This window comes from Pantoea sp. C1E2 (genome assembly GCF_056491465.1).
This window is the reverse complement of sequence record NZ_JBSZHT010000004.1, coordinates 147,171-161,944: the sequence shown is the minus strand read 5'-3', so window position 1 is coordinate 161,944 and position 14,774 is coordinate 147,171. Positions and strand designations below refer to the sequence as shown.

16 protein-coding genes are annotated in these 14,774 nt (G+C 50.7%); 8 read left to right on the top strand and 8 right to left on the bottom strand.

The window, feature by feature from the left end; genetic code table 11:
- Positions 1–108: 108 nt before the first annotated feature.
- From leuC to ACXI0A_RS22170, 4 genes are read left to right on the top strand one after another with little or no spacing between them, the layout of a single operon-like run.
- The gene (gene leuC / locus ACXI0A_RS22185) at positions 109–1,530 is read left to right on the top strand and encodes a 3-isopropylmalate dehydratase large subunit (protein ID WP_476147105.1); all 1,422 of its coding nucleotides are present in this window, start codon (positions 109–111) and stop codon (positions 1,528–1,530) included.
- Between the two features lies 1 nt (position 1,531).
- Entirely contained in the window at positions 1,532–2,158 is a 627-nt protein-coding gene (gene leuD / locus ACXI0A_RS22180) for a 3-isopropylmalate dehydratase small subunit (protein ID WP_224933173.1), read from the top strand.
- Positions 2,155–3,069, top strand: coding sequence for an alpha/beta fold hydrolase (locus ACXI0A_RS22175; RefSeq protein ID WP_476147106.1), 915 nt, complete (start codon positions 2,155–2,157; stop codon positions 3,067–3,069). Before leuD ends, ACXI0A_RS22175 begins: the two co-directional genes overlap by 4 nt.
- 30 nt (positions 3,070–3,099) lie before the next feature.
- On the top strand, positions 3,100–4,059 hold the full coding sequence (locus ACXI0A_RS22170; protein WP_476147107.1) for a LysR substrate-binding domain-containing protein: 960 nt from the start codon (positions 3,100–3,102) through the stop codon (positions 4,057–4,059).
- A 26-nt stretch (positions 4,060–4,085) separates the two neighbouring features.
- Here ACXI0A_RS22170 and ACXI0A_RS22165 read toward each other — a convergent pair whose 3' ends face one another.
- Positions 4,086–4,391 carry a YdgH/BhsA/McbA family protein gene (locus ACXI0A_RS22165; protein ID WP_034823979.1) on the bottom strand — a complete coding sequence of 102 codons (306 nt, stop codon included), beginning with the start codon at positions 4,389–4,391 and terminating at the stop codon, positions 4,086–4,088.
- A 278-nt stretch (positions 4,392–4,669) separates the two neighbouring features.
- Positions 4,670–6,538 carry a low affinity potassium transporter Kup gene (gene kup / locus ACXI0A_RS22160; RefSeq protein WP_476147108.1) on the bottom strand — a complete coding sequence of 623 codons (1,869 nt, stop codon included), beginning with the start codon at positions 6,536–6,538 and terminating at the stop codon, positions 4,670–4,672.
- 354 nt (positions 6,539–6,892) lie between these two features.
- Here kup and ACXI0A_RS22155 point away from each other — a divergent pair, with 354 nt between their 5' ends.
- Positions 6,893–8,002 (top strand): SDR family oxidoreductase, encoded by a 1,110-nt coding sequence (locus ACXI0A_RS22155; RefSeq protein WP_476147109.1) that lies wholly within the window; start codon positions 6,893–6,895, stop codon positions 8,000–8,002.
- 46 nt (positions 8,003–8,048) lie between these two features.
- Here ACXI0A_RS22155 and ACXI0A_RS22150 read toward each other — a convergent pair whose 3' ends face one another.
- Positions 8,049–8,849 (bottom strand): MetQ/NlpA family ABC transporter substrate-binding protein, encoded by an 801-nt coding sequence (locus ACXI0A_RS22150; protein ID WP_160833866.1) that lies wholly within the window; start codon positions 8,847–8,849, stop codon positions 8,049–8,051.
- Positions 8,850–9,252: 403 nt separating this feature from the next.
- Between ACXI0A_RS22150 and ACXI0A_RS22145 the strand changes: the two genes are divergently transcribed.
- Positions 9,253–9,459, top strand: coding sequence for a hypothetical protein (locus tag ACXI0A_RS22145; protein ID WP_476147110.1), 207 nt, complete (start codon positions 9,253–9,255; stop codon positions 9,457–9,459).
- Positions 9,460–9,478: 19 nt separating this feature from the next.
- Here ACXI0A_RS22145 and ACXI0A_RS22140 read toward each other — a convergent pair whose 3' ends face one another.
- Positions 9,479–10,051, bottom strand: coding sequence for a TetR/AcrR family transcriptional regulator (locus ACXI0A_RS22140; RefSeq protein ID WP_224933179.1), 573 nt, complete (start codon positions 10,049–10,051; stop codon positions 9,479–9,481).
- Between the two features lie 90 nt (positions 10,052–10,141).
- Here ACXI0A_RS22140 and ACXI0A_RS22135 point away from each other — a divergent pair, with 90 nt between their 5' ends.
- Positions 10,142–11,038, top strand: coding sequence for an ABC transporter six-transmembrane domain-containing protein (locus tag ACXI0A_RS22135; RefSeq protein WP_476147111.1), 897 nt, complete (start codon positions 10,142–10,144; stop codon positions 11,036–11,038).
- On the opposite strand, the gene ACXI0A_RS22130 is transcribed toward ACXI0A_RS22135, so the two are convergent.
- Both ACXI0A_RS22130 and ACXI0A_RS22125 read right to left on the bottom strand, forming a co-directional pair.
- Positions 11,039–11,827, bottom strand: a complete 789-nt coding sequence (locus tag ACXI0A_RS22130) for an MBL fold metallo-hydrolase (RefSeq protein WP_476147112.1) — start codon at positions 11,825–11,827, stop codon at positions 11,039–11,041. It abuts the gene before it with no gap.
- 170 nt (positions 11,828–11,997) lie between these two features.
- Positions 11,998–12,330 (bottom strand): gamma-glutamylcyclotransferase, encoded by a 333-nt coding sequence (locus ACXI0A_RS22125; protein ID WP_476147113.1) that lies wholly within the window; start codon positions 12,328–12,330, stop codon positions 11,998–12,000.
- Between the two features lie 157 nt (positions 12,331–12,487).
- Here ACXI0A_RS22125 and ACXI0A_RS22120 point away from each other — a divergent pair, with 157 nt between their 5' ends.
- Positions 12,488–13,507 (top strand): MBL fold metallo-hydrolase, encoded by a 1,020-nt coding sequence (locus ACXI0A_RS22120; protein WP_476147114.1) that lies wholly within the window; start codon positions 12,488–12,490, stop codon positions 13,505–13,507.
- Between the two features lie 79 nt (positions 13,508–13,586).
- Here ACXI0A_RS22120 and ACXI0A_RS22115 read toward each other — a convergent pair whose 3' ends face one another.
- Both ACXI0A_RS22115 and ACXI0A_RS22110 read right to left on the bottom strand, forming a co-directional pair.
- On the bottom strand, positions 13,587–14,135 hold the full coding sequence (locus ACXI0A_RS22115; protein ID WP_476147115.1) for a sigma-70 family RNA polymerase sigma factor: 549 nt from the start codon (positions 14,133–14,135) through the stop codon (positions 13,587–13,589).
- Between the two features lie 5 nt (positions 14,136–14,140).
- Entirely contained in the window at positions 14,141–14,575 is a 435-nt protein-coding gene (locus ACXI0A_RS22110) for a hypothetical protein (RefSeq protein ID WP_476147116.1), read from the bottom strand.
- Positions 14,576–14,774 lie beyond the last annotated feature (199 nt).

Sequence of the window (14,774 nt, the reverse complement as noted above, 5' to 3'; positions counted from 1 at the left end):
ACACATTTCATAAACCATCACTTCACGTACTGTGTTCATTGTCTGAACCACAACTGTATTACCTTAGAGTCTCTAATGACTTGTTAATACTTTTATGTGGGCAATCGCATGGCTAGCAAAACACTGTATGAAAAACTGATCGAACAGCATGTGGTACGTCAGTTAGACGATGAAGGGCATGTGCTGCTCTATATTGATCGGTCAATACTCAACGAATACACCAGTCCGCAGGCGTTTAGCGGACTACGGGAGCATCAACGTCCGGTGCGTCATCCGGCAACCATTCTGCTCAATGTCGATCACGTTAATCCTACGCGTCCTGAGCGTGATGACGCGATGACCGATGCAGGCGGGCAGCTGCAGGTGGATTACTTCCGTCAAAATTCCGCGCATTTTGGTATCGAACTGTTTGATGTCATGGACCCGCGCCAAGGCATCGAACATGTGGTCGCGCATGAGCAAGGGCTGGTCATGCCCGGTATGGTGATCGCCGCCGGTGACAGCCACACCACCACCTATGGCGCATTTGGCGCGTTGGGTTTCGGCATCGGAACGTCAGAAATTGAACATCTGCTCGCCACGCAAACCCTGATTTATCGCACGCTAAAAACAATGCGAGTCACGGTGACGGGAGAACTGCCTTACGGCTGTTCGGCGAAAGACATCATTCTGGCGCTGATTGAAGATATCGGCGCATCAGGAGCAACTGGTTATGCCATCGAGTTTGACGGCCCTGCGATTGACGCGCTGAGTATGGAAGGGCGCATGACGCTGTGCAATATGGCTGTCGAAGCCGGTGCACGCGGAGCGATTATCGCGCCAGATGAAAAGGTATTCGCCTACATCCAGGGCAAACCGCAAATGCCAACAGGCGTAGTGTGGGAACAGGCAAAGGGCGAATGGAAGACTTTGCGCAGTGATACCGGGGCTAAATTCGACCGTGCGATTGAGCTGGATTGCAGCGATCTCGAACCTAAAGTGACCTGGGGCATCAGCCCGGATCAAACTTGTGCTATCGGGGATAGCGTACCCGATCCTCAGCAGGAACCCGATTTGATCAAACAGCAGGCCATGCAAGCTGCACTGAAATACATGGGGCTGGAACCTGGTATGCGCTTGTCTGACATCGCCATCACTCATGCCTTTATTGGCTCCTGCACCAACGGCAGAATCGAAGATTTGCGCGCCGCCGCCGCGGTGATTGGCGACCGTAAAATAGCCCGACACGTGCGCGGGATTATCGTGCCGGGTTCTACGCAGGTGCGCCTGCAGGCGGAATCTGAAGGCTTAGCAGGTATTTTCATTAATGCAGGATTTGAGTGGCGGCAGTCGGGGTGTTCCATGTGTCTGGCGATGAATGAAGATGTGCTTGAACCCGGTGACCGCTGTGCTTCAGGCACCAACCGCAATTTCGCCGGCCGTCAGGGTGCGGGCGCGCGCACTCATTTAATGAGTCCGGCGATGGTCGCCGCCGCTGCGGTGGCCGGTCATCTGGTGGATGTACGTAACTTCAAGACAGCAGAGGTTTAACATGGACGCCTTTAACAGCATCACCGGACGCATTGCCCATTTGCCGGCCGCCAACATTGATACTGATGTGATCATGCCAAAACAGTTTCTGAAGGGCATCGATCGCCAGGGATTAGATCGCGGAGTGTTCTTTGACCTGCGATTTTTACCCGACGGTAGCGCGAACCCCGCGTTTATCCTCAATCAGCCTGCGGGAAAAAATGCGGCATTCTTGCTGGTGGGACCCAACTTTGGCTGTGGCTCCAGCCGCGAACATGCGGTGTGGGGACTGAATCAGCTGGGCATCCGCGCCATCATCGGCACCAGCTTTGCCGGCATCTTCGACGATAACTGCCAGCGCAACGGCGTATTGACGCTGACGCTGAGTGAAGAAGCCTATCAGCAGCTCAGCGTGGCCACCGCTGATGCTGAGCACAATTCGATTACGGTTTCGCTGGAAGATAAGACCATCGCCTGCAACCAGCAGGTGTTTCATTTTGAGGTGAGCGCGCTCAAACGTGAGATGTTAATGGGCGGCGGCAGTGCGGTTGACTGGACGCTACAATACGAGTCTGACATTGCGCAGTTTGAACATCGGCACTTTGCGCAGCGCCCCTGGCTGCAGCGGGTTAAAGGACAAACAGCATGACTGGGATTAAGGATTGCGGCGCATCGCCGTTTATCGAGGGTTTTGCCTTAAAAGAAGTGACACTGGCCAACGGTATTACGCTGCGCGTGGCGATGGGCGGCGAAGGTACGCCACTGCTGATGTTGCACGGTCATCCACAAAACCATCTGGCGTGGCGTAAAATCGCTCCGCAACTGGCAGAGAAGTATCAGGTGATCCTGCCCGATCTGCGCGGCTACGGCGACAGCGATAAACCCGCCAGCGATGAACGACATTTGGCCTATTCTAAACGCGCCATGGCCGATGATATTAGCCTGTTGATTGATGCGCTGGGATTGTCGCGCGTCGCGTTTGTCGGGCACGATCGCGGTGCGCGGGTGGGACATCGTCTGGCGCTCGACCATCCGGAACAAGTGGCCTGCTGCACTTTCGTCGATATTGCCCCGACTGCCACCATGTATGCACAGACCAACAAAGACTTTGCCACGCGCTATTTCTGGTGGTTCTTCCTGATTCAGCCTTATCCACTGCCCGAGACGATGATCGGCCAGGATCCGGCTTTCTTTCTGCGGAAACATATTGAGGGTCAGCTCAAAACACCGGGTGCAACTTCAGAAGCAGTGTTCAATGATTATCTGCGTTGTTACCAGCAGCCCGAGATGATCCATGCCGTCTGTGAAGATTATCGCGCGGCCGCCACGGTGGATTTAGAGCACGATGCACAAGATAGCGACAAACGCATCGTTTGCCCGCTGCAGTTGCTGTGGGGGGAAAAGGGCACGGTCGGCCAACTGTACGATGTGGTTGCCACCTGGCAGGACAAAGCCAACAATGTGCAGGGCAATGCGCTGCCTTGTGGACATTCTCCCCAGGAAGAGGTCCCGGAGGTGTTTTTAACGCAGCTTCAGGGCTTTCTCGATTCTGTGTTATAACCGCTCGATGTTGGCTAACCGCGTGTTGATATGAAGCTTTTGCTTGCCGGAAAAAACGTGCAGAAACCGCTGCAGGGCTGGCCCTCTGTCGAAGATCTCTATGTATTTATCAGTGTGGCGCGCCATGGCGGCTTTGGTCGTGCTGCCGTGGAGTTGGGCCAGTCTCCCTCGTATATCAGTAAACGTATTGCCATTCTTGAGAAGCAACTCGATACGCGGCTATTTTTTCGCACCAACCGCGTGATGCGACTCACGCCAGAAGGTGAGAAAGCGCTGGAAGGCGCGTTGCAAGTGGTGCAGGAGATGGATACGTTTCTGAGCAATTTTCAGCAATGGCGCGGTGAATTGAGCGGAGAGTTGACCGTCGGCTGTTCACTGGGTTTTGGTCAGGCCTACCTTTCTGATGCCATTTCGGCGTTTATTTCTCAGCATCCGTCTTTAAATATCAAACTTATTCTGAGCGATCGAGAGATTGATCTGATGCAGTCCGGTACCGATGTGGATATTCAGGTTGGCGATAATCTGAATCACTCTTATATCGCGCGTAAACTGGCCGCAAATCGACGTGTTCTTTGCGCATCCTCTGAATATTTAGCCCGTTCAGGTGCCGTCAATTCACTGGATGACTTAATTGATCACAGCTGCCTTATTATCAATGAAAAGAACAATTCATTTGGCAATTGGGCGCTGACTGACGGTGAGCAACAGGTATTGTGCCGCCTTAACAGCCATTATTCGTCAAACAGTGGCAAAGTCATTTTGAACTGGGCGTTGAAGTCACACGGTATTGCGCTGCGCTCAGCGTGGGATGTAGCGCCTTATCTTGAAACCGGCGAGTTGGTCCATGTTTTACCTCAGTGGTACCAGCAGGCGAATATCTGGGCGGTGTATACGCAACGGACATCTGAATCGCCGCGCATAAAAGTGTTTATCGATTTTCTCGCTGAGTACTTTGCAGAAAAAAGCCTGTCACGGGAGTGGCAGGCTTAAATGCAACAGCGAAGGGGTGGTTAACATTAGCCGTACGCCACTTTGCTATTGATGTGGTACAGGGTTGCGGTAGCCGCCATCACATGCTGACCATCGTGGCCCGGCTCATGGGATTCAACATCGGTAATGTGATAACCCACGGCACCTGCTGCCAGCGTTTTTTTCACAATCGCATCGGTCAGCTCTTCCATTGAGGTGGCCCAGCTAACGGAAGTGAAGCCCACAGGATGAATAGATGATAATTCACGATGGGTTAAATCAGCGCGAACCAAAACCGGTTGAACATTTTGCGGTGTGAAAATTGAGATAACGTCATTAATAAGTTCTTTCATGGTCTTACTCCTCAAAAAACTACTGAGCCGATTTCAAAGCTACGCGTTTTATTGTTGATAGTCTGTTTATTGATTCCGGCAGTTGCGCACGGCGGGTAATCGGTGCCGGTAGGCTTAATAAACACCTTTTGAGGTTATGCGTTTTAGCTAAAATTGCTAATTAGTTGTTAAGAAAAGTTCAGCCACAACTCCGTTAAACTTTCGGGAATATTCTTTCATCTGGTTACATTTGTCGCAGCACAATTAACGCAATGGAGCGTAATTTACGCCCCATTTTGTTAAAACTCGCGCTGACCGCCTAACTCGATAACCCGATTGGGTGGAATATTAAATTGCTCATGCGCACGCAGCGCATTGCGTTGGCAGAAGTGAAAGATGCCGCCTTTTATTCTTGCCAGTCCGCGGCGTTTTTTCATCACCAGGGTGTCGTGCGAGGTAAAGAATGACGCTTCATTGACTGTACAGCCAAAACCTTCAAGCCCGCACAGGTGCAAAACTTCCGCCATCGAAGGCACCTCTCGCCAGCCGTATGCTGCCGTTACCTGCCAAAAGGACGGCGAAAGTTGGGTAATGGTGAGGCGCTTCTGATTATGCACACGCGGGGTATCCGTGGTGCGGATGTTTAGCAACACCACGCGTTTATGCAGCACCCGGTTATGCTTGAGGTTATGTAGCAGCGCCTGCGGGATCTCAAATTCTTTGCGCGCCAGGAAGATGGCGGTACCCGGTACGCGACTCGGCGGGTTGGTTTCCAGTGATTTAACCAGCGCCTGCAGACTTTCCGGATCGTTATTCAATTTCTTGATTAACCGATTACGCTCGGTGCTCCAGATCAGCATCAATCCCATCATGGTCAGCGCCATCAGTACCGGTACCCAACCGCCTGACAGCAGTTTCATCAGGTTGGCTGCAAACAACGGCACATCGATGGTCAGCATACACAGCAGGAATATCACCGCCAGCGGCAGTGGCCATTTCCAGTTACGCAGCGCTACCACGCCGGCCAGACAGGCGGTGATCACCATGGTGCCGGTCACCACAATACCGTAAGCGGAGGAGAGGGCGGACGACTGACGGAACGCCAGCACAATCACCGTTACCGCCACAAACAGCAGCCAGTTCACCACCGGAATGTAGATCTGGCCAGACTCAGTATGAGAGGTGAACACAATGCGCATGGGTGGCAGAAAACCCTGACGTATCGCCTGATGCGTCAGCGTATAGACGCCGGTGATCACCGACTGCGCCGCGATCACCGTGGCGAGCGTTGACAGCACAATCAGTGGAATCTGTCCCCAACCCGGTGCGAGATTAAAGAATGGGTTGTTGACCGCCTTTGCATCCGCAATCACCAGCGCCCCCTGGCCGAAGTAATTCAGTACCAGTGCTGGCATGGCAATCACCAGCCACGCCAGGCGAATCGGCGCTTTGCCGAGATGCCCCATATCCGCATACAGCGCTTCAGCACCGGTGACGGCCAGCACCACCATGCCCATCGCGGCAAAGGCGAGAGCTTCATGTGTCAGTAAAAAGGTCAGAGCATAGCTGGGATTAAGCGCCTGCAATACTGTGGGATTGAGTGCGATGCCGCGAATGCCCAGTAAGCCAATCGAAACAAACCAGATAAACATCACCGGCCCAAACACCTTACTGACTTTTTCCGTTCCGTGTTTTTGAATGATGAACAACAGGGAAAGGATCAGCACGGCCAGCGGCACCACATATTTGTCGAGATGCGGAGAAACCACTTCAATACCTTCAATGGCGGAGAGCACTGAAATCGCCGGCGTGATGATGCCATCACCGTAAAAGAATGCGCCACCCGTCAAACCAGCCAGGATGATGATGTGGCCAATCTTCGGACCGACATTACGGCGAGCCAGCGACATCAGCGTCAAAATACCGCCTTCACCATCGTGGTCGGCGCGCATCACAAAGCAGACGTATTTCAGGGTAACAATCAGGGTTAACGCCCAGAAAATCAGTGACAGAAAACCCATCACAGCGGTGGTTGAGATCGAGCCATCTGGCAGGATCGACAGGCACTCTTTCAGGGTGTAAAGCGGACTGGTACCGATATCACCAAACACGATCCCTGCGGCAGCCAACATGCCAGCAGGCAGAGATTGTTTCTCGGTCTGACTCATATTTTTCCTGTTTCTTATCAGCGTGGAACGGCGATGGCTGTGTCTATGACGGCGAACATACCTGTTTACTCGAACGGTTAATAGCGGGTGGTGGTTTTGTGACCTGCATTTTTACGCCTGGCAGCGAAATTTTTACGACATTTTTATATGGCGGCTGTTTTTTAATCTCAGAATAGTCGAAAGGTGAGAAATAAAATGACGGATGGTTATCAGAGATAAACGAAAGCTAACTGAACCGCTTTTGCTTCACACCGCGCAGATCGCATTTATCCGCCATTTATCTTCGCTGGCATACATTCGAAGCCACGCTCAATGGACCGTTTTCGTCCAGAAACCAACTGATAGCTAAATACTATGAATACGATTTTAATTACTGGCGCGACCGGATTTTTAGGTGGAGCAGTAGCGGTTAACTTATTGAAGAAAAGCGAGAATAATCGACTGTTACTGCTGGTGCGCGGTGATTCACCCGCCGAAGGACTGAGTCGGTTGCAATCCAATCTGGCTAAATTTGGCGTGGCTCAAGATCTGTTGGCATTACTGACCACAGACAACATTCTTATCGGCGATCTCGCGGAGCCAGAGCAGTTTACTGCCGACCCGCGTCTGGATAGCGTGACGCATGTTCTCAACTGTGCGGCTGTGGCTTCGTTTGGGGCGAATCCTTACATCTGGAAAGTTAATGTTGAAGGGACATTCTCCTTCGCCAGTCGTATAAATCAGGTCAGAGGCCTTAAGCGTTTTATTCATGTCGGTACGGCAATGTCGTGTGCGCCGGAAGCTAACACGCTGGTAACCGAGAGCAAACTGAATACGTTGCGCGATCAACACATCGTTGAGTACACGTGGAGCAAAGCCACGGTGGAGAAGATGATGAGTGAGATGTTGCCCGAATTGCCGCTGGTTATTGCGCGCCCCTCTATTGTTGTGGGCCATTCCGATCATGGCTGCACGCCCTCGCCGAGCATTTTCTGGGTGTTCCGCATGGCACTGACATTGGGTAAGTTTATGTGTGAGCTGGACGACCGTATTGATGTGGTGCCCGTTGATTACTGCGCGGATGCGCTGGAGCTGCTTCTCACCGCTGAAAACGTCGATAAAAGCATTATTCATATCTCAGCCGGACTCAACAGCAGCGTCACTTTTGCAGAGATTGATAAGGCGATAGCCAAAGCCTCAGGCAATGTGCCCGTGGGCGAAAGTTATCAGAAAGTGAATTATCGCGAACTGGCTGAAAGTAAGAAAAACTTCGCGTCACTGTTTGGGCCTTGTAATGAGCGTATTGTGTTGCGCGCCATGAATCTTTATGGCCATTTCTCCAAACTTAACGTGGTGTTCAGCAATGAGAAGTTGCTGGAGTTGGGTATGCCGCCATCCTCGAAATTTACGGATTACCTGCACCGTTGCGTGGCCTCAACCCAGGATTCAACCATCGCTGAATTAATGGCGGTAGATTTTAAATAATAAATAGCCGCGCAACATACCTGTTGCGCGGCTATTCAAACGGCGATTACCAACCTTTGATAATGTCACCTTTGTAAATCTCGTTCGCTTTATCCAGCACTTCCTGCGACTGGAAAGCCTCTTTCAGCTTCTGCACATTTGCGCTGTCTTTGTTATCTTCACGCGCCACAATGGCATTCACATACGGCGACGCTTTGCCTTCCATAAACATGCCATCCTTCGACGCGGAGAGGTTAACCAGCGCGGCAAAGTTGTTATTGATGATGGAGATATAGACTTGCGGATCGTCGAGTGTGCGGGCCAGTTGCGGTGTATCCACTTCAACGATTTTAAGCTTCTTCGGATTATCAGTGATATCCAGCGTGGTCGGCAGCAGGCCGGCTTCAGGTTTCACCTTGATCAGGCCCTGAGCTTGTAACAGCAGCAGGCTGCGGCCAAGGGTGGTTGCTTCGTTGGAGATGGTGATGGTCGCGCCATCTGGCAGTGCATCCAGTGCTTTAATCTTGCGAGAATAGCCGGCAATCGGGAACACAAAGGTGTTGGTGACAACCGCGAACTTATAGCCACGCTCTTTAGACTGCATTTCCAGATAAGGCAGGCTCTGGAAGGCATTGGCGTCAACATCCTTATTGAACAGGGCTTCGTTCGGCTGAACATAATCGTTAAAGGCTACCACATCGACATCCAGATGATATTTATCATGGGCGACCTGTTTAACCGTCTGCCACAGCGCTTCGTCAGGGCCGGTGTTAATGGCGACTTTGATGGCGTTGTCTTTATTGTTGTCGCAGGCGCTGAGCAGTGAAACTGCGGCGGCGAGAAGGGTGGTAACGAGTAATTTGTTCATAGCACGGGTCCCTGATTAACGTAGGAGACGGACTATAATATACGTCTGGACGTCTGTACATCCATGCGCAGTGCGTTCGCTGTAAATTTGTTCAGTACAATAAACAGTCGATGCATAGCAAATAGTAATTAATATCGGTGAATGACATTGTGCATTGCTGATATATCCACCATGAAACCATTTAGAAATTCCACAGTTTTTCGTTTTTCCTGTGGTGTGTATTGCACTTTGTGGGGCTGAGATCGATCTCATTTATCAGAGAATCTGCGGGTTTATCGAAGGTTGACGGCCATTCATCATCGGATTTTTTGCAGATTGTAATATTAATATAACTGCATTGTGCATCAAGAGACTTACAAGATAATCTGTTGCTGCAGATTATCTTGTTATAGATCGGGAGAAGATGATGGAGTCTGTTAAAGCGTTAGATATGGAGCAGTTAAACTCGTTTTTGAGAAGCGGTAAGCATCCTTCAGTTATTATTGGCTTCAATTTAACCAGTGATGCGTTCTTCAGTATGGCGGCATACTGGCGCGAACGTGGCGTCAAGATTGAAAAACACGATCAGTATTTTGTCGCCAAATCGGACAGTTCAGTCACCACGTCCTGAAACTAAAAATTGTCACAATTCAAAGCGCGAGTTTAATAAAGGCATGCAGATCGTTAATTGCCTGTTCCCGCGCTTCAGCTCCCTGTAACACTATCAATAAATCAGCATAGCCGTTCAGCATAGCACTGAGCTGCCGCGCAACCTGTTCTGCATCAGCCTGACGAAAAACACCTGCATTTATCCCATCACGTATGATGTCGGTCATCAGCGCATGCCATTGCTTTGTCACCTGAGTGGCGAGTTCTGCATAGTCGACTTCCGTGGTGGCTTTACGCCAAAGTGAGCTATAAAGCTGCCATACCGCATCCGGTTCCAGCGGCAGATAATCGGCAATGAAGGCTTCCAGTCTTTCATGAAAGGGCAACAGGCCAATTTGCTGCGTAAATTCCTGAAGATCTTTTTGTGCGAAGCGCGAGCACGCTTCCAGACTCAATGACGCCCAGCCTGAAAAATAGTGATAGATGTGACTACGTGATAACCCTAACTGCGTCGTCAATTCGCGGGTTTTCACATTCTCCAAACCTTTTTCAATAAACAGTGCCACCGCTGTATCCAGGATCTTGTCGCGCAATTCCGCTGTTGTCTCTTTCATCACCACCACCGTTGACTTTGAGCAAGTGCTCAAATACACTTTTGCCACTTTTGAGCAACCGCTCAAAAGTATCAATTTGAACGTAATCTAATGCAAATCATACCTGAAAATATACAAAGTGGGGCCTCACGCAGCGCCCTTAATACACTGAAAGTGCTGGCGAAACGTAATAAGAAAAAATTACTGCTAACACTGATGCTGGTGATCGCTGAAAACGTGGTTTACCTGCTTTATCCGTTGCTGGCGGGTTTCGCGATCAACGCTATCATGCATGGCAACGCACTACATGGCCTGTTCTATGCCGGGTTAGTGTTGATCATGTGGTTGATTGGCGCAGCTCGTCGCACCATGGATACCCGTACTTTTGCACGCATTTATGCCGGGCTCGCGGTGCCGGTGATCCTTGCTCAGCGTGAAGAGGCGCATAGCCATTCGGCTATTGCGGCAAGGGTGACGCTTTCACGCCAGTTTGTGGATTTCTTTGAAACGCATCTTCCGATGTTGATCACTTCCGCGGCTTCGATGTGTGGGGCCGTGGTGATGCTGCTGACCATTGAACCCTGGGCAGGATTGGCGTGTTTTGCCATATTGCTGCTGTTTGCGGGATTCTTGCCAGGTTACACCCGCAAAAATGAATCGCTTATCGGGCGGATGAACGATCGACTGGAGCGGGAAGTGGGTTTTGTCAGTACTGCAGGCGAACAGAAACTCAATCGTCATTATCACTTTCTGGCGCAGGTGCGGATTCGCTTGTCTGACCGCGAAGCGATTGGTTATTTGTCGATTGGTATTGCTTCCGCACTGTTGTTTGGTGTCACCATCAGTGTGATGGCGTTAAAAGGCGGCATGAGCGCAGGCCATATTTATTCGGTCATGACCTATTTATGGATGTTTGCCATGAGCCTCGATGATGGCCCGTCCTTACTGGAAAAGTATTCCCAGTTGAAAGAAATCGGCAAACGGGTGAATACCGGGCTGGTCGGTTAATTATTGCAGGCAGCGGATATAGCGTTCTGCTGCCTGTCTGACAATGAATTGTGCATTCTGAGTGATTTCCCGACCTGAAAATGCACCATAAATCTGCGAGAAGGCGACCTTATCAAGTCGATGAATGAGGGTAGTCACCGACGCTGCTGAAAGTGGCAACATGTTGGGATAACTCCACATAAATGACACGGTGTTTGCACCGGGTGCCACTTGCACAACATCGCCGCTCAATAATATTCCATCATGTTGCGCCCAGTGCAGCACACAGCCTCCGCTAAAATGTCCTCCCAAGCGTAATAAAGTGACATCGGGCAGTAAATCCCATTCGTCACCCTGCCAAAGTTGAATGTGAGGACTCTGGCGCATAATCCACTGCTGGTCATCCGCGTGCAAATAGATTGGCGCTTCAAATGCCGCAGCCCAGTCTTGCATGGTGCTGTAGTAATGAGGATGAGAAATGGCGATGGCATGCAGACCGCCCAGCGCACGTATTAATGATTCCGTGGCGCTATCCAGATTTGCAATGCAGTCCCACAGAATATTCCCATGCGCGGTTTGCAGTAAAAAAGCACGTTGGTTGATGGCAAAATTCGGCACGGTTTGTACGCTGAATAATTCTTTTTGATGTTGCTGCCATTTATTCTGGTGTGTGGCCCGCAGAGCCGAGAATGACAGCCAGCGCTGTCCACTGACAGGCACAAACTGCCGCTCATCTTCGCAAATTTTGCAATGTGTGATGCCTGGATCATCTTCATAAGAAGTACTGCAGGCGGTGCAGAGTTTGCTCATTTGAATGCTCCTTGATGCGGTTTACATTCATTTTAGCCTGGCTTATTAAGTGCGAGCGTGTTGCAACCAATACCGCAGAGAATACCTATGCCGCAGTAGCCTGATGTATTCTCCTCTCACAAAGTATCATGGGCGTTGCGCTTGCTTAGGCTGGAAAAGAGCAGGGTAGATTAGGCCTGTGGCGGCTGTAACTGATAAATCCACGCTGTGATTTTCTCTCCTTCGGGGGTAGTGACTTCAACATCCACACGATCATAACCTTCCTCGAACTCATCCAGCATTGGCCAATGCGATTTCAGATGCTCTGAGAAGAAGAGTGAGCCCGTAACAACACCCGCATTGTTATCCAGTACAATACCAGGAAAATCTGCAGCTGCTCCCCAACCGCGTTCATAAAAGACACCGTTGACCGTCCCACTCAGCCACTGTCCGCCAATACTTTCCAGGATATGTGCATTCGAGTGACCCGGTTGTAAGGTGCCGTATACAAATAAAGGTTTCATTTTCCCTCGTAAAATCAAACAAAAGAGAGACTTTAGCGCTCAGGAAATGAAATGTCATCTTAAGCATGAGTTTCATAACCAAACCGCCAGTTATGCCATATAGGATTCACCAAAAACCGTTATTCTGAACCACCGCATTCGTCCAGGTAATAGATCAATGTTGAATTGTTCAAGCGTCTCCCGCAGTGCCATCAAGGGTTATCCGCAATCCGCTCAATTTGATGGTAAGCGCTTTGCCAATGTTGCTCCCCGGCAGTCGTTGAAATTCAGCGAATATTTGAAGATGTTTTGGGATTTAGCGTTTAATAAGCCTAAAGAAACCGTTCCTCAGCAGCCGTTACCCGTGGAGCCTATCACGTCCGCGGCACTTGCCCAGGCAGCCGATAACAGTGTGTTTCGACTGGGTCATTCATCGCTGCTGCTCAAATTGAAAGGCAAGTATTGGCTTACCGACCCGGTATTTAACTTACGTGCTTCTCCGTTCCAGTGGCTGGGGCCTAAACGTTTTCAGCCTGCGCCAATTGAGCTGATCGATTTACCGCCTATTGAAGGGATTATTTTATCGCACGACCATTACGACCATCTGGATTACCAGACAATCATGGAGTTGAAGGATCGCGTGCGCTATTTCCTTACTCCATTGGGTGTCGGCGATTTACTGGCAAAGTGGGGAGTGGCTGAGGAGAAGATCACCCAACTTGATTGGTGGCAGTCCACGGATGTAGGCGAAATTCATTTTGTCGCCACGCCGTCGCAGCACTTTTCAGGCCGCGGTCTGTTTGATGGTAATAAACGTTTGTGGTGTTCATGGAGCATCATCACAGATGAATTTCGATTCTTCTTTGGCGGGGACTCCGGTTATTTCCCCGGTTTCAAAGAAATTGGTAATAAGTACGGCCCATTTGATGTTGCCTGCCTTGAGAATGGGGCTTATGACAGCCGCTGGGCGGATATCCATATGTTGCCAACTGACACCATCCGGGCGTTTCAGGATTTGAAGGGAAAATGGTTAATGCCCATTCATAACGCGGCCTTCGACCTCGCTTTCCATCACTGGAATGATCCCCTAAAACAAATAGCTGCGCTGGCGCATGAGCAGAAAATTAAATTGTCCCTGCCAGTGATCGGGCAAGGGGTAAATATTCTGCAACCAAGGGAAGAAGCGGTCTGGTGGTAACGGGAATGTAGGCTGCTATTTACTGTGAAGTAGCAGCCATCCTGTTTACCTTTTAGACTGAAAAACGCAATAAATAGCATTACTCAGCAGTAAGCTCATCATAAAGATTGCGTAATCGCGTGCGCAGAGAGAGCACCGCTTTGTGTTTGCGTGATAACAAAGCCTGGACACTGGTGCCACTCTCTTCAGCCAGTTCGTTGTAGCTGTAACCCAGCAATTCGGTTTTTTCGAACACCTCGCGCTGAGCGGACGGCAGTTCGGCTAAGGCTTCCTCCAGCTCTTCCCATAGCAGCGCTTTGAGATACTCATCTTCCGGCGTTTCCGGCACGCCAAATAAGGTTTCAGCCAGCTCATCTTCTGGAAAATCCGCTTCCTCATCGTTGTTCAAGAGATCGGTTAGCGGTAGTTCACGCTTTTTTCGTGCCCGATCGGTCATTTCATTGCGCGCGGCACGGAATAACCAGGCCGCGACATTTTCTACCGGTTGCTCGACCTGCATGAGCTTGTAGGTCACTTCCTGCAGGATATCGTCAGCATCTTCACGTACCGACGTGCGGCCGCGGATAAATGCGCTTAATTTTGACCGACAGGCGCTCAACGCGGACATCAGCAGTGAATCCTGCGCCATGGCGTTTACTCTGCGTCTGGCGATTTAGCGGGTGCTTCGCCTGAAGGTGAGCGCGCATCATCGCGGCGGCCATGCCAGTCACAGCGATCGCGGCGTCCACGGTGCGAACGTTCACGGCGGTGTTGCATAAACTCTTCGCGCTGCTCTGGAGTCATCTGCATCCAGCGTTCGTGCATACGACGACGCGCCATGCCGAACATGCCGGGGCGGAAACCTAAACCACCAAACAGGATGCGGCACAATACCAGCAGCCCAAGCGCCTGCCAGAAGCCAATCGCCTTCACGCCGATAATGGCAGGCAGCACGGCATTCCACAGCGACATCACCAGCAGCCCGAGCGCCGCGATAATCACCACGCCGATCAACAGCGGCTTAATCATGCGATGGCCACCAAAATGGTGGTCACGGCGGTGTTGTCTGCGCATATCGAAATCTCTCATTGTTGTTATTCCTCATTACAGTAGCCGATATTGGCTCGTACTGAGGTAGACGAATGAGCGATGTGAATATTGCTAAAAAAAAGAAAATATTTTCAGAAGCGATGAATTGAGGGGGGCCAGGCGTGGTTCCGAGCCATTTCGGGCTTCTGATTCATCGGTGCACCCTCTACATTATCTTTGATTAAGGAACTGGGGCATT

Coding starts and splice junctions, on each gene's coding strand:
- leuC (WP_476147105.1), top strand. CDS start 109: ATGGCTAGCAAAACACTGTATGAAAAACTGATCGAACAGCATGTGGTA.
- leuD (WP_224933173.1), top strand. CDS start 1,532: ATGGACGCCTTTAACAGCATCACCGGACGCATTGCCCATTTGCCGGCC.
- ACXI0A_RS22175 (WP_476147106.1), top strand. CDS start 2,155: ATGACTGGGATTAAGGATTGCGGCGCATCGCCGTTTATCGAGGGTTTT.
- ACXI0A_RS22170 (WP_476147107.1), top strand. CDS start 3,100: ATGAAGCTTTTGCTTGCCGGAAAAAACGTGCAGAAACCGCTGCAGGGC.
- ACXI0A_RS22165 (WP_034823979.1), bottom strand. CDS start 4,391: ATGAAAGAACTTATTAATGACGTTATCTCAATTTTCACACCGCAAAAT.
- kup (WP_476147108.1), bottom strand. CDS start 6,538: ATGAGTCAGACCGAGAAACAATCTCTGCCTGCTGGCATGTTGGCTGCC.
- ACXI0A_RS22155 (WP_476147109.1), top strand. CDS start 6,893: ATGAATACGATTTTAATTACTGGCGCGACCGGATTTTTAGGTGGAGCA.
- ACXI0A_RS22150 (WP_160833866.1), bottom strand. CDS start 8,849: ATGAACAAATTACTCGTTACCACCCTTCTCGCCGCCGCAGTTTCACTG.
- ACXI0A_RS22145 (WP_476147110.1), top strand. CDS start 9,253: ATGATGGAGTCTGTTAAAGCGTTAGATATGGAGCAGTTAAACTCGTTT.
- ACXI0A_RS22140 (WP_224933179.1), bottom strand. CDS start 10,051: ATGAAAGAGACAACAGCGGAATTGCGCGACAAGATCCTGGATACAGCG.
- ACXI0A_RS22135 (WP_476147111.1), top strand. CDS start 10,142: ATGCAAATCATACCTGAAAATATACAAAGTGGGGCCTCACGCAGCGCC.
- ACXI0A_RS22130 (WP_476147112.1), bottom strand. CDS start 11,827: ATGAGCAAACTCTGCACCGCCTGCAGTACTTCTTATGAAGATGATCCA.
- ACXI0A_RS22125 (WP_476147113.1), bottom strand. CDS start 12,330: ATGAAACCTTTATTTGTATACGGCACCTTACAACCGGGTCACTCGAAT.
- ACXI0A_RS22120 (WP_476147114.1), top strand. CDS start 12,488: ATGTTGAATTGTTCAAGCGTCTCCCGCAGTGCCATCAAGGGTTATCCG.
- ACXI0A_RS22115 (WP_476147115.1), bottom strand. CDS start 14,135: ATGGCGCAGGATTCACTGCTGATGTCCGCGTTGAGCGCCTGTCGGTCA.
- ACXI0A_RS22110 (WP_476147116.1), bottom strand. CDS start 14,575: ATGAGAGATTTCGATATGCGCAGACAACACCGCCGTGACCACCATTTT.